The organism is Mitsuaria sp. BK037 (assembly GCF_014193045.1).
Classification (GTDB): domain Bacteria; phylum Pseudomonadota; class Gammaproteobacteria; order Burkholderiales; family Burkholderiaceae_C; genus Roseateles.
Genome location: NZ_JACHYS010000001.1, coordinates 2,246,988 through 2,267,021 on the forward strand (window position 1 = coordinate 2,246,988; position 20,034 = coordinate 2,267,021).

Annotated in this window: 15 protein-coding genes and 1 other RNA gene; 5 read left to right on the forward strand and 11 right to left on the reverse strand. The window is 70.9% G+C overall.

Annotated features, from left to right (window positions below):
• Nucleotides 1–34 precede the first annotated feature (34 nt).
• Nucleotides 35–2,965, reverse strand: coding sequence for a di-heme oxidoredictase family protein (locus FHT37_RS09285; protein WP_310739731.1), 2,931 nt, complete (start codon nucleotides 2,963–2,965; stop codon nucleotides 35–37).
• A 547-nt stretch (nucleotides 2,966–3,512) separates the two neighbouring features.
• Here FHT37_RS09285 and FHT37_RS09290 point away from each other — a divergent pair.
• A complete protein-coding gene (locus FHT37_RS09290) occupies nucleotides 3,513–5,738 on the forward strand; it encodes an ATP-binding protein (RefSeq protein WP_183480396.1) in 2,226 nt (741 codons plus the stop codon).
• Between the two features lie 25 nt (nucleotides 5,739–5,763).
• Here the strand turns inward: FHT37_RS09290 and FHT37_RS09295 are convergent, their stop codons facing one another.
• Nucleotides 5,764–6,702, reverse strand: coding sequence for an AraC family transcriptional regulator (locus tag FHT37_RS09295; RefSeq protein WP_183480398.1), 939 nt, complete (start codon nucleotides 6,700–6,702; stop codon nucleotides 5,764–5,766).
• Between the two features lie 151 nt (nucleotides 6,703–6,853).
• Here FHT37_RS09295 and FHT37_RS09300 point away from each other — a divergent pair, with 151 nt between their 5' ends.
• Entirely contained in the window at nucleotides 6,854–7,426 is a 573-nt protein-coding gene (locus tag FHT37_RS09300; RefSeq protein WP_183480400.1) for a carboxymuconolactone decarboxylase family protein, read from the forward strand.
• Between the two features lie 88 nt (nucleotides 7,427–7,514).
• On the opposite strand, the gene FHT37_RS09305 is transcribed toward FHT37_RS09300, so the two are convergent.
• The 4 genes from FHT37_RS09305 to FHT37_RS25655 form a co-directional block, all read right to left on the reverse strand.
• On the reverse strand, nucleotides 7,515–8,954 hold the full coding sequence (locus tag FHT37_RS09305; protein WP_183480402.1) for a catalase: 1,440 nt from the start codon (nucleotides 8,952–8,954) through the stop codon (nucleotides 7,515–7,517).
• 131 nt (nucleotides 8,955–9,085) lie between these two features.
• Nucleotides 9,086–9,319 (reverse strand): response regulator, encoded by a 234-nt coding sequence (locus FHT37_RS09310; protein ID WP_183480404.1) that lies wholly within the window; start codon nucleotides 9,317–9,319, stop codon nucleotides 9,086–9,088.
• Between the two features lie 285 nt (nucleotides 9,320–9,604).
• The gene (locus FHT37_RS09315) at nucleotides 9,605–10,603 is read right to left on the reverse strand and encodes a PAS domain S-box protein (RefSeq protein ID WP_183480406.1); all 999 of its coding nucleotides are present in this window, start codon (nucleotides 10,601–10,603) and stop codon (nucleotides 9,605–9,607) included.
• 60 nt (nucleotides 10,604–10,663) lie between these two features.
• Complete coding sequence (locus FHT37_RS25655; protein WP_310739732.1) at nucleotides 10,664–11,551, reverse strand: pyridoxamine 5'-phosphate oxidase family protein; 888 nt, start codon at nucleotides 11,549–11,551, stop codon at nucleotides 10,664–10,666.
• 71 nt (nucleotides 11,552–11,622) lie between these two features.
• On the opposite strand from FHT37_RS25655, the gene FHT37_RS09325 reads away from it, so the two are divergent.
• Nucleotides 11,623–12,378 carry a DUF72 domain-containing protein gene (locus FHT37_RS09325; RefSeq protein ID WP_183480408.1) on the forward strand — a complete coding sequence of 252 codons (756 nt, stop codon included), beginning with the start codon at nucleotides 11,623–11,625 and terminating at the stop codon, nucleotides 12,376–12,378.
• Nucleotides 12,379–12,391: 13 nt separating this feature from the next.
• Here the strand turns inward: FHT37_RS09325 and FHT37_RS09330 are convergent, their stop codons facing one another.
• Nucleotides 12,392–12,802 (reverse strand): hypothetical protein, encoded by a 411-nt coding sequence (locus FHT37_RS09330; RefSeq protein WP_091733240.1) that lies wholly within the window; start codon nucleotides 12,800–12,802, stop codon nucleotides 12,392–12,394.
• 202 nt (nucleotides 12,803–13,004) lie between these two features.
• Between FHT37_RS09330 and FHT37_RS09335 the strand changes: the two genes are divergently transcribed.
• Both FHT37_RS09335 and FHT37_RS09340 read left to right on the forward strand, forming a co-directional pair.
• The gene (locus FHT37_RS09335; RefSeq protein WP_183480410.1) at nucleotides 13,005–14,993 is read left to right on the forward strand and encodes a tetratricopeptide repeat protein; all 1,989 of its coding nucleotides are present in this window, start codon (nucleotides 13,005–13,007) and stop codon (nucleotides 14,991–14,993) included.
• 2 nt (nucleotides 14,994–14,995) lie between these two features.
• Nucleotides 14,996–15,772, forward strand: coding sequence for a hypothetical protein (locus tag FHT37_RS09340; protein WP_091733236.1), 777 nt, complete (start codon nucleotides 14,996–14,998; stop codon nucleotides 15,770–15,772).
• Nucleotides 15,773–15,832: 60 nt separating this feature from the next.
• On the opposite strand, the gene FHT37_RS25660 is transcribed toward FHT37_RS09340, so the two are convergent.
• The 4 genes from FHT37_RS25660 to ubiG form a co-directional block, all read right to left on the reverse strand.
• The gene (locus FHT37_RS25660) at nucleotides 15,833–17,767 is read right to left on the reverse strand and encodes a sialidase family protein (protein ID WP_183480412.1); all 1,935 of its coding nucleotides are present in this window, start codon (nucleotides 17,765–17,767) and stop codon (nucleotides 15,833–15,835) included.
• A 273-nt stretch (nucleotides 17,768–18,040) separates the two neighbouring features.
• Nucleotides 18,041–18,414: a transfer-messenger RNA gene (ssrA, locus tag FHT37_RS09350) on the reverse strand.
• Between the two features lie 110 nt (nucleotides 18,415–18,524).
• Nucleotides 18,525–19,232 (reverse strand): phosphoglycolate phosphatase, encoded by a 708-nt coding sequence (gene gph / locus FHT37_RS09355; RefSeq protein ID WP_255488677.1) that lies wholly within the window; start codon nucleotides 19,230–19,232, stop codon nucleotides 18,525–18,527.
• The gene (ubiG, locus tag FHT37_RS09360) at nucleotides 19,229–19,930 is read right to left on the reverse strand and encodes a bifunctional 2-polyprenyl-6-hydroxyphenol methylase/3-demethylubiquinol 3-O-methyltransferase UbiG (RefSeq protein ID WP_183480414.1); all 702 of its coding nucleotides are present in this window, start codon (nucleotides 19,928–19,930) and stop codon (nucleotides 19,229–19,231) included. Before ubiG ends, gph begins: the two co-directional genes overlap by 4 nt.
• Nucleotides 19,931–20,034 lie beyond the last annotated feature (104 nt).

A 20,034-nucleotide genomic window follows, 5' to 3' on the forward strand; every position in this document is an offset into this window, starting at 1 on the left:
GAACTTGGTCCGGAGGCCCATTCTCCGCCCCGCCTCAGAGCGAATTGAGGAAGGCCAGCAGGGCTTCCCGGTCCGCGGTGCTGAGCTTGACGAAACGCTGGCGGCTGGCCGCGGCCTCGCCGCCGTGCCAGACGATGGCCTCGGTCAGCGTGCGGGCGCGGCCGTCGTGCAGGTAACCCACCTTCACGGCGGGACCGGCCACCGCCTCGGTATAGCCGATGCCCCACAGCGGCGAGGTGCGCCACTGGCTGCCGCTGGCCTGGTCTTCCGACAGGTTGTCGGCCAGATCGCTGCCCATGTCGTGCAGCAGCAGGTCGGTATAGGGCTTGATCGTCTGGTTGCGCATCTCCGCGAGCTCGCTGGCCAGGCCGGTCTTCATCTCGGCGACGTGGCAGGCGGTGCAGCGGATGCTCGCGAACACCTGCGCGCCCGCCGCGACCTTGACCGGATCCACCGCCAGGTAGGACAGCGGCGTCACGCCCTTCGGGAAGCCGCTGACCAGGCTGCGCTGCGCCGGCACGCCGAGCTGGGCGACGTAGCGCGAGATCAGCTGCAGCTCGTCCTCGCTCAGGCCCTTCTCCACCTTCTTCTTGTCGCACTGCGCCGGGCCGGCCAGGCAGTCGCGGTTCGGATAGATCGGCGAGGTCACCGACATGTCCAGCAGCGCCGCATTGGCCGTCTGGTGGCGCAGGCTGACCTTGGTCGCCTTCCAGCCGTAGCGGCCCACCCGCACCTGGCCGGTCTCCGGGTCGTAGACCAGGTTGGCCTGGCCCTTCACGCCGTCCTCGTCCGGCGTGCTGCGCACGCGCGCCAGGATGTCGGCGTCGGGGACCGCCTCCAGCAAGCCCAGGCCGATCACCGGCTGCGCGCTGCGCAGCGAATAGGCCGCCGGCGTCGGGCCGTCGAAGCGGATCCGCGGCTTGCTCAGCGTCACCACCGTGCCGTCGGCCAGCGTGACGGTCCGGGTGTCGAAGCCGGCCACGCGCACCGCGTTGCCCCAATCCTGCGCCGCGCCCGTGGTGAGGGAGCGCGCATTCATCTGGACCGCCAGCCCGTAGACCGGATGCGCCTGCTGCCTGCCGTCCGCGCCGATCGCGGCGGTACGCACCGCCATCGTGTCCAGGCGCTGGTTGATCACCTGCGGCGCCAGGCTGCGGCCGTTGTTGATGTGGCAGCCGAAGCAGTTGGTCTGGTTGAAGCGCGGCCCCTGCAGCTTCACCGCGGCGGTGTTGCGGTCGTTGCCCGCCTCGTTGTGGTCGCCGGTCCACATGTTGGTGTGGAACCAGCGCCGGCCCTCGACGAAGCGCTGCATGTTCTGCATCCCGATCTGCGTGTTGGGCTGCTGGAACATGAAGGTCGCGTTGTCGGCGTAGTCGTAGGAGATCGAGCCGGTGCCGCCGAGCAGTGTCTCGGCCGGCAGCGGCGCGTTCAGCAGCCGCGGCTGCACGCCGTACCAGGGGCGCAGGCCGGTGCCCACGACATAGGTCACCTCGTTGGTGTAGTAGCGGAAGTTGCCGTTGTCCCCGATCGCGTCCATCGACGCGCGGCTCGCGAAGAAGGAGCCGGTGAACTCGATCGCGTCGCCGATCTTCAGGTCGCGCGAGGGCACGTTGACGCCGTTGGGTACCAGCACGCCGTTGGCGTTGGCGGCCACGTCCTGGTGACCCGGCACGTTGTCCAGCACCACCGAGCAGCCGTCATTCGCGCCGATGACGCCGGCGAAGCCGGAGGTGGGCTTGAGCAGCGCGCCCTCGGGCGGCTTGGGCACCACCGGGCAGGAGGTCAGGTCCTTGAAGCCGTCGGTGTAGGTGGTGTTGTCCAGCAGCCGGCCCGGCGACATCCAGCCGTAGCCGGTGACGCCGGCGTCGTCGAAGCGGCGGAAGAAGGAATGGCCGCCGCCGCGCTGCGCCTGCTGGTAGTACTGGTTGACGATGATGCGGGGCTTGGTGACGCCGGCCACGCGGCTGTTGTCGATGAACTCGACGCCCCAGGTGCGGTTCTTGAAGTAGTTGGAGATGAAGTTCAGGTAGGCGCCCGGCCCCTTGTCCTGCGGCTTGCCGTTGGCGTCCACGGTGTCGTTGGGACCGAAGCCGACCTCGTTCCAGTCCTCGCCGCGCTCGCGCGCATGGCGCGAGCGGCCGACGAAGCCGAAGCGGGTCACCAGCGTGCCGTCCGGCAGCGTGAACTGCACCTGCTCCAGCAGCGCCGGCGCGGCGGGCGTCACCGGCGTCGCGCCCGCGGGCGGCACCGGGAAGGCCGAGGTGCTCAGCGTCGGCAGCGTGTTGTCGCTGCCGGGCGCGGCGAAGCTGACCTCGAACAGCGAGTAGCCGTACTGCGTGGCCCGCGCGACGCCCTGCAGCCGCAGGTAGCGCGCGTTGGCGTTCAGGTTGAAGAACTCCTCGGTGCCGCCCTTGCCGCCGGCCACGTAGCGCAGCTGGTACCAGGTTTCGCCGTCGTCGGACACCTGCAGCGCGTACTCCTTGCCATAGGCGTTCTCCCACACCAGCTTCAGGTAGCCGAGCGGCTTCTTGGCGCCGAAGTCGAACTGGATCCAGGCCTTGTCGTCGGGCTTGCTGGACCAGCGGCTGGCGAGGTTGCCGTCGATCGCCTTGTCCGGGCCGTTGGCGTCGTTCTCGGTCGCGCTGGAGCTCGCCTTGACGACCGCGACCGCGGCGCCGGGCTGGCTCAGGTCCAGGCCGGCGGGCAGCTGCAGCGCCGGCGGCAGCGCGGGCGCGGCGTTGTCGGTGCCGGTCGGCAGCGTCGGCGGGGCGGGCGCGGCGGGCGGCAGCTCCGGTTCATCGCTGCCGACGGGCGCGGAAGCCGGCGGCGCGGGCGCAGCCGGTGGCGGTGCTGCGGGAGTGCCCGACACGGGCGGCGTGCCGGTCGAATCCCCGGAGGAGCCGCCTCCGCCGCCGCAGCCCGCCAGCGTGCCGGCGGCGCTGAGCGCGACCACGGCGGTGAACACGAAGCCCCACGGGCGCGGGGGGGACGGGCAAGCCAACTTCGGGTCAGCCTCTGAAACGGGGTGGCGCATGACGCTCCTGCAGATCCGGAAAACGAAACACCGGAGCGCGGAACTCCGGTGGACTTTCGCCTCGTTCATGCAGAGAACGTGCCGGTTGCAGACGGTCACAACCGACGTCGAAAAACACATTCATCACCATCCGACAACGAAAACGTTAATTCGAAAGAGGTAGCCGCCGGTGTTTGCCGCCGAAATGAGGGTCAGGTTTTGTCAGGCGGAGGGGACAAATAATGTCACCCCGTGCGAGGCCCGCCCCACCGCACCTTCCTCCGCACAGCGCCCGGGAGGCCGCCGCGAGCGCGCGCGGCGTCGGTCCAGCCTCTCCCCCTTTCGCGACTGCGACGGTACGGCGCCCCACCCGCCCGCTGATGTACGGGGCACGGAAGTTGCCCCGGCGACCGTTATGCTGCGGACCGTGTCGCCGCCCGAGGCGGGAGGCCTCGCCCGTGCCGGCCGTCGCCGGAGGTTCCAGCCCGGAGTCGGTTCCATGGTCATCGAGAGGCACTGGTTGCGCTGGCCCGCCGCCGCGCTCGTCTTCGTCGCGGCGACGTGGCTCAACCTGCAGTTGCAGCCCTACCTCAACGGCCGCGGACCGCTGCTGCCCTATTTCCCTTCCCTGGTCCTGGTGGGCCTGGCCTGCGGCCTCGGGCCGGCCCTGGCCTTCCTCGCCGCCTCGGCGCTGGCCGTCCTCTATTTCTGGATCGATCCGGTCGGCCAGATCTTCCCGGTCAACTCGCTGCCCGACGCCACGCTGGTCGTGCTCTACCTGGCCGCCGGCGCGCTGATCGCCTCGGTCTCCGCCTGGGCCGGGCGGCTCATGCAGAAGGAGCGCAACAGCCGGCGCCGCCTCAACCTCGCGCTGGCCGCCGGCCGCATGGTCACCTGGGACTGGGACGTGGTCACCGGCTTCGCCAACACCGCGGGCGGCGCGAAGCAGCTCTTCGGCCGGCATTGGTCGACGATGGAGGACATGCTGGCCGACATGTCGGCCGAGGACGCCGGGCGTTTCCGCGAGCGTTACCGCTACGCGACCGAAAGCGGCGGCCGCTTCAGCCTGGCCTGCCCGATCACGCGGCCGGACAACGCCGAGGTCGTCTGGACGCAGTTCGACGGTTACGTCAGCCTCGACGCCAAAGGCCGCGCGGCGCATGCCTACGGCGTCGCGGTCGACGTGACGGCCCAGCAGGAAGCGCTGCGCGCCAGCCAGGCGGCCGAGGAGCGTTTCCACCTGGCGCTGCACAGCGGCAAGGTGATGGCCTGGGAATGCGACCTGCAGGGCCGTTACACCTGGGCCTTCAACACGCCGATGGGCTTCTCGCGCGAGGCGCTGATCGGGGCCGAGGTCGGCAGCCTGGTGGGCGAGCCGCAGTTCGCCGAGATCGTCCGCGAGGCGGTGGCGACGGCCCGGCCGATGAACCTGGCGCAGCAGGTGTCGCATGGCGGCCGGACCTACCAGCTGCTGACCTCGCTGCGCCCCGTCCAGGCCCACGACGGCCAGGTGCAGCGCGTGATCGGCGCGACGGTCGATGTCTCCGAGCTGTCCGCCGCGCAGGAGGAACTGCGCCGCGAAAGCCAGCGCAAGGACGCCTTCCTGGCCACGCTCGCGCACGAGCTGCGCAACCCGATGGCGCCGATCCGCTACGCGGTGGCGATGCTGCGGCAGTCCGGCACCGAGGCCACCCGCGCCCACGCCACCGACATCATCGCCCGCCAGTCCGCCCACATGGCCCGGCTGCTGGACGACCTGCTCGACATGAGCCGCATCACCCGCAACGTGGTCGAGCTCAAGCGCCAGCTCATCGACCTGCGCACCGTGGTGCGGCAGGCGCTGGAAGCGGTGGAGCCGCTGTACAGCGAGATGAAGCACCGGGTCTCGCTCTCGCTGCCGCCGCGGCCGGTGCTGGTGGACGGCGATCCGACGCGGCTGCAGCAGGTGCTGGGCAACCTGCTGGACAACGCCGCCAAGTACAGCCCCGAGCCCGGCGAGGTGACGGTGCACGTGTCCGCCGAGGCCGACCGGGCCCGCATCACCGTCACCGACCGCGGCATCGGCATCGCGATGGAGATGCAGCCGCGCGTCTTCGAGCTGTTCACGCGGATCGATGCGCGCGGCGCCGCGCCCTCGGGACTGGGCATCGGCCTGGCCGTGTCGAAGCAGCTGGTGCAACTGCACGACGGCAGCATCGCCGTGGAGAGTGAAGGCGTCGGCCACGGCAGCCGCTTCATCGTCGAGCTGCCCCTCGCGCCGGGCGGGACGGTGCGCGCCGAGGACCCGGCGGCGCCCACGGCGGTCGCGGAGACGGCGGTGGGCGCGGAGACCGCGGCCGCCGAGGCGCCCTGCGTGATGGTGGTCGATGACAACGTGGACGGCGCCAACACGCTGGCCGAGGTGCTGCGCGGCGCGCACTACCGCGCCTCGGTGGCCTACAGCGGCGAGGACGCGCTGCGGCACTTCGAGCGCCTGCGCCCGCGGGTGATGCTGCTGGACATCGGCCTGCCGGGCATCTCCGGCACCGAGGTCGCGCGGCGCCTGCGCGCGATGGCGCCCAGGGACGAACTGGCGCTGATCGCCATCACCGGCTGGGGCCAGCGCTCCGACCGCGAGGCGACGGCGGCCGCGGGCTTCGACGCCCACCTGGTCAAGCCGGTGGAGTTCAACGAACTCGAGCGGGTGATGCAGCAGTTGCTGGGCGCGCCACGCGCGGTCTCCTGAGGCGCGAGGCCTTCGCGCGCCGGCCTCAGGTCGACGCCGGCTCGCCGGCGCCCAGGGCCTGCTTCCATTCACGCGGCGAGCGCCCGACGCGCTGCGTGAACACGCGCGACAGCGCCGACGCATTGGCGTAGCCCAGCTGGTCGGCGATCTGCTTGATCGGCCGTCCCAGCCGCAGCTGCTCCTGCGCCAGGCTCAAGCGCCAGTCGGCGAGGTAAGCCGCCGGCGCCTGCCCCACCAGGTCGCGGAAGCGCGCCGCGAAGGCGCTGCGCGACATGCCCGCCCGTTCGGCCATGCGCGCCAGCGACCAGGCCTGCCCCGGCGCCTCGTGCACCGCGGCCAGCGCCAGCGCGATGCGGGGGTCCGACAGTCCCGACACCAGCCCGGGCTGCACGCCCGCCTCGGCGGGATGGTCGATGAGCCAGCGCAGCAGCTGGATCAGCACCACCTCGAAGAGCCGGTCCGCCAGCAGGCGCTGACCGCAGCGCGCGCGCTCGGTCTCCGAGAACAGCAGCTGCAGCGACAGCTCCAGGCCCCGCACCTTCGCCAGCGGCAGCAGCACCAGCGGCGGCAAGGCGCGCACCAGCGGATTGAGCGCGCCGCCGTCGAACTCGAGCTCGGCGCAGGTGAAGTCCGAGCCGTCGCGCGGCGGATTGCGGAACTCATGCGCGACCGGCCGCGGATAGAAGAGCAGCGAGGGCTCGTCCACCCGCAGCTTGCGCGGCAGGCCCGCGCCGGCCGGGTGGCGCAGTTCCATCTCGCCGCGCTGCATCACATGCAGGAAGCCTCGCCCCGGCAAGGGATCGAAGGGGCTGATGCCGCACAGCGGTCCGACATGGAACAGCCGCGCGCGCACCCGGAAGTGCTCCAGCAGCGACGACAGCCGGTCGACCGGCGCGGCAGCGGGACTGGCGACGACGGCGGCGGTCGCAGGGGCCGGGCTCGGGGTTCGGATCGGGGCGCTCATGGACGTTTGGGTATGTTTATCGGATGAAACGCGGCCAATGCTACGACAACCTCACCCACACTGACGTCCAGCGGCACACGCTGCGAGATCCCCGGAAGGGCCGGACCGGTCTCGCCAACGACCTCTTCTCCTACCTCTGAAAGGACTTTCCATGACTGCCACCTCCACCGCCACCTCCACCGTTTCCCGCGTCGCGCTCGTCGATCCGAAGCAGGCCCAGGGCGATGTCAAGGTCGTGCTCGACCAGATCCAGGGTGCCTTCGGCGCGACGCCGGCGATGTTCCGCGCGGTCGCCAATTCCTCGGCCGCCCTCAAGAGCCTGTGGGGCAGCTTCGGCGCGCTGGGCGGCGGCGTGATCCCGGCCCGGCTCGGCGAGCAGATCGCGGTGGCCGTGGCCGACCGCAACGCCTGCGAGTACTGCCTGGCCGCGCACACGATGCTGGGCCGCAAGGCCGGCGCCAGCGCCGAGGAGATGGCCGCGGCTCAGGCCGGCGAGTCCGCCGATCCCAAGACCGCCGCGGCGCTTCGGTTCGCGCTGAAGGTCGTCAACGACCGCGCGCAGGTCACCGACGCCGACGTCCAGTCGCTGCGCGAGGCGGGCTTCGATGACGGCGCCATCGTGGAGATCCTCGCCCACGTCGCGCTCAACCTGTTCACGAACTACGTGAACGTGGCCTTCGCCGTGCCGGTCGACTTCCCGTCGGTGAAGCTGCGCCGCGGCTGATCGACCGGCGCCGCGCGCGCGGCGCGAGCGCCGGGCCCCGGCCGGGCGCTCCGTGCGCCGGCGCGCCCGGGGCTCGGGGGCCAGGGACTCAGCCGCGCAGCGCCAGCAAGGCGTTGCGCACGCCCTCGCCATAGGCCGGGTCGGCCAGGGTGCAGTGGTCGATGTGGCGCTGCTGCACGTCCGGGTTGGCGCCGTTGATGGCGCGGGCGGTGTTGTCGAACAGCGCCTGCCGCTGCGCCGGGTCCATCAGGCGGAACAGCAGGCCCGGCTGGGTGAAGTAGTCGTCGTCCAGCCGGTGGTCCCAGTGCGCGGCGGCGCCGTCGATGGCCAGCGGCGGCTCCTGCAGCTGCGGATGGTCGGCCCAGTCGCCGCGGCTGTTGGGCACGATGGCCGGCGCCGCGCCGGCGTTGCCGTCCACCCGCATCGCGCCGTCGCGGTGGTACAGATGGTAGGGGCACTTCGGCGCGTTGACCGGGATCTGATGGTGATTCACCCCCAGCCGGTAGCGATGCGCGTCGCCATAGCTGAACAGCCGCGCCTGCAGCATCTTGTCCGGCGAGAAGCCGATGCCCGGCACCACGTTGGCCGGCGAGAAGGCCGCCTGCTCCACCTCGGCGAAGTAGTTCTCGGGATTGCGGTTGAGCTCGAGCTCGCCCACCTCGATCAGCGGCGCGTCCGCATGCAGCCAGACCTTGGTCAGGTCGAACGGGTTGTAGGGCAGCGCGCGCGCGGCGGCCTCGCTCAGCACCTGCACGTAGAGCGTCCAGCGCGGGAACTCGCCGCGCTCGATGGCCTCGAAGAGATCGCGCTGCGCGCTCTCGCGGTCGCCCGCGATGACTTGGCCGGCCGCCTCGTCGGTCAGGTTGCGGATGCCCTGCCGCGACTTGAAGGTGAACTTGACCCAGTGGCGCTCGTTGTCGGCGTTGATGAAGCTGAAGGTGTGGCTGCCGAAGCCGTGCATGTGGCGATAGCCGTCGGGCAGGCCGCGGTCGCTCATCACGATGGTGACCTGGTGCAGCGCCTCGGGCAGCAGCGTCCAGAAGTCCCAGTTGTTCTGCGCGCTGCGCAGGTTGCTGCGGGGGTCGCGCTTGACGGCGTGGTTGAGGTCGGGGAAGCGCAGCGGGTCGCGCATGAAGAACACCGGCGTGTTGTTGCCCACCAGGTCCCAGTTGCCTTCCTCGGTATAGAACTTGACGGCGAAGCCACGGATGTCGCGCTCGGCGTCAGCGGCGCCGCGCTCGCCGGCGACGGTGGAGAAGCGCAGGAAGACGTCGGTCGTCTTGCCGATGCGCGAGAACAGCTTGGCGCGCGTGTAGCGGCTGATGTCGTGGGTGACGGTGAAGCGGCCATAGGCGCCGGAGCCCTTGGCGTGCATGCGGCGCTCGGGGATGACCTCGCGGTCGAAGTGGGCGAGCTTCTCCAGCAGCCAGACGTCCTGCAGCAGCGCGGGGCCGCGCGGGCCGGCGGTCTGGATGTTGAGGTTGTCGACCACGGGCGCGCCGTGGGCATGGCTGATCGGTCGGTTCATGAGCGGGGACTCCCTGGCGTGACGGTCCGCGGGCGCGGACGAAGTCGCCACGATGCGGGTGCCGCCTCCCCCTGTCATCCCCCAGGTGGCCGAGTCCGGATCCCTCCGCTGGGCCTACCCGCGCGCCGCGCTCACTCGGCCATCCAGGCGCTGTTGGCCAGCGTGCCGAGCTCGTCGACGAGGCGGTCGAAGTCGCTGGCCTTGTCGTAGAAGCCGTCGGCGCCGCAGGACAGCACCCGCGGCTCGTAGGCGGCGCGATCCTGCGCGCTCAGCACCAGGATACGGCCACGGAAGCGCGCCGCGCGCAGGCGCTCGATCACGCCCAGGCCCGAGCCGCCGTCGATGCCCAGGTCCACCAGCACCACATCGGGGGGCGCACAGCGCGATGGTGCTGAGCGCGGCGTTCTCGCTGCAGGCCTGGCCCACCACGGTGATGGACGCCTCCGCCTGCAGGCGGGTCACCATCAGCCGGCGCAGCAGCGCGTTGTCTTCGATCAGTGCGACTTTCATGGTGATCTCCCTGTTTGAACGAATCATGGGAGATCGATCACGGCCTGGCGAGGCCGGCGCGACGCCAGTGCGGGTGAGCCCGCGCGCCGACCGGCCGTCGGGCGAAGGACTACAGGCGTGGGCGGCCCGCCGCGGGGGCCTCAGGGATCGCCGGTCGCGGCGTCCTCAAGATGAATGAGGAAGCCGTCCGGCGTGCCGTGCTCGTCGCGGCGCGGCGTGACGCGGACCGTCATGGCGCGGTGCCGGCCGCCCAGGCGCAGGTCCACCTCGAAGCTCACCGGCTCACCGCCGATCGCGCGCTCGATCGAGGCCTCGGCCGCGCGCCGGACGCTGACATCGCGCACGAAGGCCGTCGCGCCGGTGCCGCCGGCCATGCGCAGCGGCGCGACGAACAGCTCGATCGGCACCCGGTGGCCGCGCTTGTGGATCGCATCGACCTCGAATCGCCGCCCCAGCACCGGACCGTCGCCGGTGCGCTGCAGCCGCGACATGCCACGCAGGTGCGCGCTGCGCATCTCCGGCGGAATGATCAGCTCGTGCAGCGGTCGGCGGATGGCCTCGGCATAGCTCCATCCCAGCGTCGCCGTCGCCTGCGGATTCCATTCGGTGATGAGGCCGTCGGGATCGATGCTGATGAAGGCGTCCGGACTGCTGGCCAGCGCGCTCTGGAAGGCCGCGTCGGATTCGGCCCGCGAGCGCCCGGTCGGTGCGTCGCCGGGCGCCGGTTCAGCCGTCGGCGAGGGAGCGTCGGCCTCGTGCTGCGCCAGCGTATGCCGCGCATCCCACAGCGGCCGCTCGTTCACGAAGGCGCTGTGGGTGCTCTTGACCAGCTTCTGGTCGTCCAGCGTGCCGGCGGCGACCTTGATCTCCGGCGGCGCATCGTCCTCGAGACAGAACAGCTGCGTCGCGCAATGCGGGCAGAACTGGCGCAAGGCATGGTCCGAGGACCGCCAGGTCTGCAGCGCGCCATTGACCCGCAAGGTGGCGCGGTCGGCGGTCAGCCAGGCCATCCCGGCGCCCCCCGAGGATCGTCGGCAGGTGGCGCAGTAGCAGACCGCGGCGTCGAGCTGGGCGGCATGCACGGCGTACTCGGCTCGCCCGCAGGCGCAACGACCGCGAAGGACCAGGGGGCTCATCATCGGGCCATCCTATCGGAGGCAAATCCGGCGCGTCGAGCCCTGCGACCCCGGGGGAAGCCCTCACCGCATCCGGACCTGCCCCGTCTCGCCCAGGTCCTTCGGCGGCTGGCCGGTCACCGCCGACTTCGCCATCGCATACAGCTGCATCAGCTTCGAGGCCTTCACGTCCCAGTAGCTGGCGTGGTTGATGCGCACCCGCAGCAGCGCGAGGTCGGGGTCGTCCACGCCCTTGGGGAACCAGGCCTCGGCGGCCGGATTCCAGAGGGCCTGCTTGCGCGCCCTGTCCTCGTCGAGTTCGGCGGTGCCGGACACCGAGACATAGGTGTCGTCATCGGCGTCGGCGAAGGCCACGTTCACCTGCGCGGCGCCGACGATGTCCTCGTAAGCTTCGCCGCCCCGGGACATGAAGAACCACAGCGAATCGCCCTCGTCGACGCCGCGGTTCTGCAGCGTCATCGGACGCGCGTGCAGGTGACCGTTGGGATGCTGCGTCGTCAGCATGCCGAAGCGCATGTCCTTGATGAGGTGCCAGAGTTTTTCGCGTCGTTCGGTGTCGCTCAGCGCTTGATCGCTCATGTCGTGCTCCTTGGCCATGTGCCTCCTCACAGCAAGCCTCGCTCCCGGGCCTGCGCGGGCGGTCCGCGCGTCCGTCACGTCGCCGGCGACGCGGGTGGCGGAGCGATTGCCGCCATCGTCGCCCTGGGCGCCATCGTCGGCCTGCCGGTTCTTCCGCACGCCGCGCAGGTTGAGCAGGAACAGCCCGACCTGCAGCACGATGAGCGCGTAGGCCTGGGTGTGCAGGCCCCAGGCGCTCCACAGCAGGTTGCTGGCGACGAAGACGCCGAAGCCCCAGCGGCGGCGCGCGGCGCTTCGCGCGGCCACCAGCCAGGCGGCCAGCAGGGTCACGGCCATCGCGGGCCATTGCAGGGCATCGAGGAAGGCGTCCATCGGTCGGGAGCGTTGTCGGCGACGCGGGCGTCGATCCCCGACCAGGGCAAGCCGCTTGCCGGCAGACGCCCATGTCGCGATCAACGCCCTTGCACATCGGCACCGCGGGCTGGAGCGTGCCCCGCGCCGTCGCCGCCGCCTTCCCGCCAGAGGGCAGCCAGCTCAGCCGCTACGCCGCCGTGCTGAATGCGACCGAGATCAACACCACCTTCAGCCGCACGCACCGGGCGGACACCTTCGCGCGCTGGGCCGCGCAGACGCCGGCGCGCTTCCGCTTCTCGGTCAAGCTGCCGCGGGCGATGACGCACGACGCGCGACTGAAGGTGCCGCGGGCCGAGGTGCGCGCCTTCGTCGACTCGCTGGCCGGGCTGGGCGAACGGCTGGCCGTGCTGCTGGTGCAGTTGCCGCCGTCCCTGCCGCTGGAGGCACGCACCGCGCGCGCCTTCTTCCGCTCGCTGCACGCGAGCTTCGACGGCGCGATCGTCTGCGAGCCGCGGCACGCCTCGTGGTTCAGCGCGGCGGCGGATCGCCTGCTGGTGGACGAACGCATCGGCCGCGTGGCCGCCGATCCGGCCCGCCCCGCCGGCGCGGACGAACCGGGCGGCTGGCTCGGCGAGCACGGCGACGGCCGCGGCGCCGTCGTCTACTACCGCTGGCATGGCTCGCCGCGCATGTACTGGTCGCGCTACGAGGACGCCTTCCTCCAGGCGCGGGCCCGGGCGCTCGCGCGCTGGCCGGCCGGCACCTCGATCTGGTGCGTCTTCGACAACACCGCGTCGGGCGCGGCGGCCGACGATGCGCTGCGGTTCAGCGCGCTGCTGCGATGACGCTCGCGTCCGGTCAGGCGTCGGTGTCGAAGCCCTCGGGGTCCAGCGCGAAGCGCCAGGCCGTCGACCGCTGCAGCGCGTCCTTGAGCGCGCGCGAGCGCGGCGGCAACAAGGCCGCCAGTTCGGCGCTGAAGAACTCGCAGCCGAGCGCATGGGCCACGTCGCAGACGACGTCGATGAAGTGGTCGGTCTCGGTGGCGCAGGCGTCGAGCCGCGCATGCAGCTCGTAGTGGCCGTCGGGGTCGGACACCATGTCGATGCAGTTGTGTGCCTCGTCGCCGAAGTAGCGCCAGCCCTCCAGCATCGGCGTGCTCGGGCCGACGCGCGACGCGAGGTAATGCATGACGTCGCTGCGCGAGGAGGGATGCCAGGAGGCCTTGGCGCTGCCATGCGCGAAGGCCAGATCGAACTGCCAGACGGCCATGACGGGGACCTGGAGCCGGGGTGAAGCGATGCTACGCCCGCGACTCCCGGCGCGCCACGCGGTGTGGCTATCGATGGGATAGCGCCCGTCCACTGGAAACGCGAGCCGCCACGCATGCTGCGGTGCACCAGCGAAGGCTCGCCTGCGCTCGCGCCAACGTCGGCTCGTATGATCCGCCGCGTTGAGCCGCGGGAGGTGGTGATTGAGCGCTTCGAAGGAACAGCCGGCACGGCCGCGCACGCCCGCCACGCTGGCACGCGCCCATGCCCTCGCCGACCGCGGCGACTGGATCGCCGCCGAGGCCGAGTACCGCGCGCTGGCGCAGGCGGCTGGCGCTGGCGCCGCGCTGCTCTACAACTGGGGCATCGCGCTGCGCGAGACCGGCCGGATCGAGGACGCGATCGCGGCGTTCGAGCAGGCCGCCTCGCGGGACCCCACCTACGCTCGCGCCTTCCACGGCCTGAGCCTGAGCTACCGGGACCTGGGCGCCCGCGACGCGGCGCTGATGGCAATCGAGCTGGCCATCGACGCCGATCCCGCCTGCGACGACTTCCGCTTCGAGCGCGCGGAGCAGCTGATCGATGCGGGCCGCTGGCGCGACGCGCTGCCGGCGCTGGCGGCCATCGGTCCCGAGGCGCCGGGCCATGCGATCGCGCGCAACCTGATGGGCATGGCGCTGCGCCAGGGCGGCCGGGAGGCCGAGGCGCTCGACGCCTTCAGCACCGCGATCCGTCACGACCCGGCCTTCGCCGCGCCGCTGCAGAACCGGGCCAATCTCCATCTGCGCGCGCGCCGGTTCACGCTGGCGGTGGACGATTTCGACGCAGCATTGGGGCTCACGCCGCACGCCCCTTGGCTCGCCGGACTGAGGCTCTACGCGGCGATGCATGTCTACGACTGGCGCGACTTCGACGCGCGTCGCGATGCGCTGCTCACCCAGGTGGCTCGTGGCGAGGCGGTCGCGCAGCCGCTGGTCGTCCAGAACCTGACGGACGACCCGGCGCTGCAGCAGGCGGCGGCAAGGACCTGGGCCCGGCACGCGTCGCCCCGTGCCGCGACGCCGCCGATGCGGCCGGGCTTCCCGGCCGGACGCAAGATCCGCATCGCCTACATCTCCCGCGACTTCCATGCCCATCCGGTGGCCTTCCTGCTGGCGGAAACGCTGGAGCTGCACGACCGCGAGGTCTTCGACGTCGCGCTGATCAACCATGGCGAGGCGAAGGACGACCCGATGCAGCAGCGGCTGCGCGCGGCCGCCGATGCTTTCCTCGACGTCGGCGGCTGGAGCGATGAACGGGTGGCGGCGCTGTGCCGCGAGCTGTCCATCGACATCGCGGTCGACCTCACCGGCCACACCGAGGGTGGCCGCGTCGCGCTGTTCGCCGGCCGCGTCGCACCGGTGCAGATGCTCTACCTGGGCTATCTCGGCACTTCGGGCTCAGGCGCCTACGACTACCTCGTCGCGGACCCGCGCCTCATCGACGCCGACACCCGCGCCTGCTTCGACGAACGCCTGCTGGTGCTGCCGTCCTACCAGACCAACGATCGCCAGCGACCGCGGCCCGCCGCGGCCGACCGGCGCGCGCTCGGCCTGCCGCCGGACGCGGTCGTGCTGTGCTGCTTCAACAACCCGGCCAAGCTGACCCCGGCCATGTTCCGCACCTGGGGCCGGATCCTGTCGCGCGTGCCGCACGCCGTGCTGTGGCTGCTGGCCGAGGAAGACGAGGCCACCGACCGCCTGCGCCGCGAAGCGGCGGCGATCGGCCTCGCACCGGAGCGGCTGGTCTTCGCGCGGCGCTGCGCGCGCGAGGACTACCTCGCCCGGCTCGCCGCGGCCGACCTGTTCCTGGACACCCTGCCCTACAACGCCGGCACGACGGCCAGCGATGCGCTCTGGATGGGACTGCCGGTGCTCACGCAGCGGGGGCGCGCCTTCGCCGGCCGCATGGCGGCCAGCCTGCTGCACGCGGTCGGCCTGCCGGAGCTGATCGTCGAGACCACCGAGGACTACGTCGAGCGGGCGGTCGCGCTCGCGGCGGCGCCGGAGCCACTCGCGGCGCTGCGCGACCGGCTGCGCGCCCAACGCGACACCGCGCCGCTGTTCGACACGCCGGCCTTCACGCGCAGCCTGGAGCTGGGCTACCTCGCCGCGCTGTCGGGCACGGTCGACGGCGACATCGTGATCGACTAGCGATGGATACGCAGGTGCGCTCATGGTGCCGGGCGCTGCGCGCGCTGGCCGTGCTGAACCTGGGCCTGTGGCTCGCCGTCGCGCTCGCTGGACCGGTCGCCGGCGTTCATGGGCGAGTGCAGCTGGGGCTGTCCGGCGTCTACGTGCTGGTGTGTGCCTATCGCTCCTTGCTGCCGCGGGTGGATCTGGAGCGGCTCGTGGTGGTGGACAGCCACCTGTCCAGCATCTTCCTGGGCCGCACCGCGGCCACGGTGGCCGAGATCTGCTTCGCGTTGCAGTTGGGCCTGTTCGTCCATCAACTGGCCGCCCATGCCGGCCTGCCGGCCGTGCAGGCGGCCGCCTGGGCCGTTCCGATGTTCATGGTGGTGGCGCAGGCCTTCTGCTGGCACAGCGTGCTCACGCTCAACCACATCACGCAGGCCGTGGAATCGGCGCTGTGGGCCGGCGGTTTCACCTGGATGGCCGTGCTGCTGGGCGTGATCGCCCTCGGCAGCGGAGGCTGGGTGCAGGCGCTGTCGGTCGCCGGCATCGTGGGCGCGATGTCCTTCGTCGCTTATGTCGTGACCGTCGACATGCCGATGTACTGGCGCCGCTACCGGCACGGGCGCGCCAGCGGGCAGGTCTACCTGCGCCTGGACGCGGGCGCCCGCGATGCCTGGCATCGGCGCGTGCCCAGCGGCTCCTGGGAGGCCTGGAAGGCCGATGCGCTGTGGTTGACGCCGTATTTCAGCGTGGGCGTGTGGGTCAGCATCGCGATGGCGTGCGTGCCGGCGGCCTGACAGGCGTCCCGAGGACCCGAAGCCCCCTGCTGGGGGATTCGGCCGCTCATCCGAGCGAGGTCACTGCGGCGTGAACGTCAGGTTCGCCAGGACATAGCTGATCGGCATGAACACGCCGCCGCCGACGTACTGCAGTTGCAGCGTGTCGCCCTGCCCCCCGGACAGCGAGCCGCTCACCCCCGAGGTGGTGGATGTCCGCCGCGTGCCGGCGTACAGCGCCGCGCCGGACTTGCCGCCCAGCAGGGTCAGGCCGTTCGCGCTGCTGGCCACCGTCGTCCAGGCGCCCGCATCGGCCGTGGACCGCCAGGTCTGGCCACCGTCCGACGACTCGTAGAGCGCGCCGCCATTCGTGGCGGCCACCACATGACGCCCATCCGCCGAAGTGGCGATGTCGCGCCAGTCCCGGCTCATCGTCACGGCTTCCCACGAGGTGCCGAAATCATCGGAGCGCCAGATCGCGCCCGTGTCGACCGTGGCGTACAGGCGCCGTCCATCGGCCGATGCCGCCGACCCCCACCAGAACTGGGCGGACGCCCGCGCGGTCCAGCTGACGCCGTAGTCCGTCGACACATACAGCTGCGAGCCGTTGGTGCCCGCGACCTGCACGCGGCCGTCCGCCGATGAGCTCACGGTGCGCCAGGCGCGATTGCTGTCGCGCGCCGTCCAGCTGCCGCCGCTGTCGGCCGAGGTCCAGATCTGTCCGAGGTAGGCCGTGGCCACCAGGCGCGTGCCGTCGGCCGAACTGGCGACGGCGGTCCACGCCCTGCTGCTGCCGTCGTTGGACCAGTTGTTCCCTCCGTCCGTCGACAGGTAGAGCGCTCCGCCATTGACCGCCGCCAGGATCGTCTGTCCGTCGGAGGACATCGCCACGCTGGACCACGTCTGGCCGGTGAGACGCACGGTCCAGTGCGCGCCGGCGTCCTCGGACGTGTAGAGCTCTCCGGATGCCGACGCGGCGACCTGGCGTACGCCGTCAGCCGACATCGCCACGGCGACCCAGGTGCCGGTCGGTGCCTGGGCCGTCCAGGTCACGGTGTTGCCGCCGGGTAATCCGGTCGTCGTGATCCGCTGGCCGGCGTTCTGCGCGATCGTCCAACCGCCGGCGCCCACTCCGGTGACCTTGATCCAGTCGCCCACGGCCGGTGAAGCGGGCAGTGTGAGGACCACGGGCCCGCTCGAATTGGCGAGATAGCCGGTGTTCGAGTCGGCCTGCGCGGTCGCGGACGTCACATTCACCCAGCGCGTGTCCGCCGGCGCGGCACTGCAGGCATAGGCCGTGGACGTCACCTCGCCGGCATCCAGCACGCCGTTGCGGTTGGCGTCCTGGCCGGATTGCACGCGCTGGCCGCCGTAGGCGCAATTCACGCCGGCCGACTCCGCGGTGACCGCGACGAGGGCGTCGAGGCCCGAGGCGCCTGTGGGTCCTGTGGGTCCCGTGGGTCCGGTGGGTCCTGTGGGTCCTGTGGGGCCGGCGGAGCCTGGCGTGCCGTTTGAGCCGTTGGAGCCGTTCGCGCCATTGCAGACATAGGCCACGCTACTGACCTCACCCGAATCCAGCGCGCCGTTGCCGTCGGCATCCAGTCCCGCCGTCACCGCCGAGCCGCCTTGCGCGCAATTGGCGCCGACGGCTTCGGCTCGGACTCGAACCAGCATCGACCGGCCCTCGGCACCCGCGCCGCCGTTCAGACCGTTGCAGACGTACTGCGTGCTGGACACCTCGCCGTCGGCGAGCTGGCCGTTGCCGTCGGCATCCGCGCCGGACTCCACGCGCGTGCCGCCCGCGGCGCAGTGGCTTCCTGCCGCCTCCGAAGCGACGCGCACCAGGGTCACCGCGGCCCGGGGCGTGACCTCGGGCGCGGGGTCGTCGTCCGACGAGCCGCCGCCGCAGGCCGTCAGCGCCGCGGCGGCGACGGCGATGGCCACGAGGTGCCAGGGCCCGGAGGAACGCAGCGGCGAAGCGCCACGGCGGCGATGGTCAATGACGGATGCAAGCATGGTGGACGCACTGTGGCCTCGCTCCGCCGCACCGTGCGGCAGCTCCCTCGAGGCGCGACGCGCGGAAGTATCGTCAACCGCCGCGCGGTCCGGTACACCCCTGCGCGAGCAGGTCGCGAAAAATCCAGGAACTGTCCGTCGGCCGCGACGGATGGGGCCAGGGTGCGCGACGCCATGCAGGAATTCGGGCACCGAGCCCAAAAACAAAAAGCGCCTAAGTGCTTGGTTCACTTAGGCGCTTGGGAGGTCATGAGCGGTCATGACACTCGAATATGGTGGAGCCGGCGGGAATTGAACCCGCGTCCGCAAGCCTTCATCGGGCAGTTCTACATGCTTAGCTCTCTGATTTGGTTCTCGCCAACCCCGTCGCGCAGGAGCACGCTGCGGGATCAGCCAGCACCCTAAATCTCGCCGTCATCCAAGGTGCACGAATGACAGCCAGCCAATGTGAATAACCTCTCTGTGTCAGGACTTGCGTCCCTTCACCCGGCCCATCGGCCAACCGGTGAGAGGTCCGCGGGGTTTAAGCCGCGAGAGCGTACGTGTTATCGTTCGCAGTTGGTTTTTTCCAGATGGATTTACGAGGTGCCTGGCCCTCGGCATGCCCTACTCCGAATCCGTACCCACGTCGAAACCAGGTCGGCCCCAGAGAGAGAGAAGTCGCAGATTATGCCAGTCGCGCGGACTTCAAGCCCCGGGCGGCGGTAATCTTTCTGAAGTTCGATTCGCAGCGGCCCTGAACGCTTGAGCCACAGGCTCAGCGCGCGGCTCTCAGCCACTCGACGAGCTGCGATGGGGTGTCGAGAACCACGTCCGCACCCCAGGCCTCGATCGGCTCACCATCCCCCAGATAGCCCCAGCGCACGGCGATCGTCGGCATGCCAGCCGCTCGTCCCGCCAGCACGTCGCGCGCGTCATCGCCGACATACACGCACTCACCCGGCGCGACGCCGGCCCGACGGGCCGCCTCCAGGAGCGGCTCCGGGTGCGGCTTGCTGTGCGGCGTCGTGTCGCCTCCAACCACCGCCGCCGCGCGTTCGGACCAACCGAGCCCCCGCGCCAACGGCAGCGCGAAGCGCTCCGACTTGTTGGTCACGATGCCCCAGCTCAAGCCGTCGTCGGACAGCGCCTGCAGCATCGCAGCGACACCGTCGAACGGGCGTGTCGCGCGAAGCAGGCGACGCTCGTAGCGGTCGAAGAACTCGTCGCGGAGCGCTGGGAACGTCATCTCCTTCGGCGACACGCCAAAGGCCACGCCCATCATTCCGCGCGCGCCCGCGCCCACCATCGGACGCAGGCGCTCGAACGGCACTTCGGGCAGGCCGCGCGCGATGAGCATTTCGTTGGTCGCGCCGGCCAGATCGGGGGCGCTGTCCACCAGCGTGCCATCCAGATCGAACAGCACGGTTCTGATCGCAGCGCGCGTGGCCACGCCGGGAGGCGAATTCAGCATCGCCGCGATCATGCGGGACGGCGGCAAGCCAGCAGGTAGTTGACGTCGGTATCCGCGTTCAAGGCATAGCGCTGGGTGAGCGGGTTGAAGGTCAGGCCCTTCGCGCCTTGCACTTCCAAGCCGGCGTCTCGACACATCTGCGCCAGCTCCGACGGGCGGATGAAGCGCGCGTATTCGTGGGTTCCGGCGGGCAGCATGCGCAGGACGTACTCCGCGCCGACGATCGCGAAGAGAAAGGACTTGGCGTTGCGATTCAGCGTCGACAGGAACACCCACCCGCCGGGCCTCACGAGTTGACCCAGCGCGGTGACCACCGACGCAGGGTCCGGCACATGCTCAAGCATCTCCATGCAGGTCACCACATCGAAGGAGGCGGGGCGCTCCCGCGCCAGATTCTCAACCGCGATCTCTTGGTAGGCGACGTTCTCGGTACCTGCCTCCATCGCATGCAATTCGGCCACACGCAGCGATTTCGTCGCCAGGTCGATGCCCAGCACGTTCGCTCCCTTGCGCGCCATCGCATCGGCCAGGATGCCGCCGCCGCAACCGACGTCCAGCGTCGTCTTGCCTTGCAAGCCGCAGAGGCCGTCGATCCAGTTCAATCGCAAGGGATTGATCTGGTGAAGCGGCTTGAATTCACTTTCGGTATCCCACCAGCGGTGGGCCAGCTCGCTGAACTTCTCGAGCTCTTTTGCATCGACATTCGCCATGGGGCGCAATGGTAGCCGAGCCCACCGGCGGGAGGCTCGACTCCGCGCGCGCCGCGCCAATGACGCATCAATGAAAAAACCCCGCGAGCCTGATGGCTGGCGGG

Bases quoted from the DNA above. Each gene is read 5' to 3' on its own strand.
- FHT37_RS09340 (WP_091733236.1), top strand. From the start codon at position 14,996: ATGGATACGCAGGTGCGCTCATGGTGCCGGGCGCTGCGCGCGCTGGCC.
- FHT37_RS09315 (WP_183480406.1), bottom strand. From the start codon at position 10,603: ATGATGAGCCCCCTGGTCCTTCGCGGTCGTTGCGCCTGCGGGCGAGCC.
- FHT37_RS09295 (WP_183480398.1), bottom strand. From the start codon at position 6,702: ATGAGCGCCCCGATCCGAACCCCGAGCCCGGCCCCTGCGACCGCCGCC.
- FHT37_RS09325 (WP_183480408.1), top strand. From the start codon at position 11,623: ATGTCGCGATCAACGCCCTTGCACATCGGCACCGCGGGCTGGAGCGTG.
- FHT37_RS25660 (WP_183480412.1), bottom strand. From the start codon at position 17,767: ATGCTTGCATCCGTCATTGACCATCGCCGCCGTGGCGCTTCGCCGCTG.
- FHT37_RS09330 (WP_091733240.1), bottom strand. From the start codon at position 12,802: ATGGCCGTCTGGCAGTTCGATCTGGCCTTCGCGCATGGCAGCGCCAAG.
- ubiG (WP_183480414.1), bottom strand. From the start codon at position 19,930: ATGGCGAATGTCGATGCAAAAGAGCTCGAGAAGTTCAGCGAGCTGGCC.
- gph (WP_255488677.1), bottom strand. From the start codon at position 19,232: ATGATCGCGGCGATGCTGAATTCGCCTCCCGGCGTGGCCACGCGCGCT.
- FHT37_RS25655 (WP_310739732.1), bottom strand. From the start codon at position 11,551: ATGGACGCCTTCCTCGATGCCCTGCAATGGCCCGCGATGGCCGTGACC.
- FHT37_RS09300 (WP_183480400.1), top strand. From the start codon at position 6,854: ATGACTGCCACCTCCACCGCCACCTCCACCGTTTCCCGCGTCGCGCTC.
- FHT37_RS09290 (WP_183480396.1), top strand. From the start codon at position 3,513: ATGGTCATCGAGAGGCACTGGTTGCGCTGGCCCGCCGCCGCGCTCGTC.
- FHT37_RS09305 (WP_183480402.1), bottom strand. From the start codon at position 8,954: ATGAACCGACCGATCAGCCATGCCCACGGCGCGCCCGTGGTCGACAAC.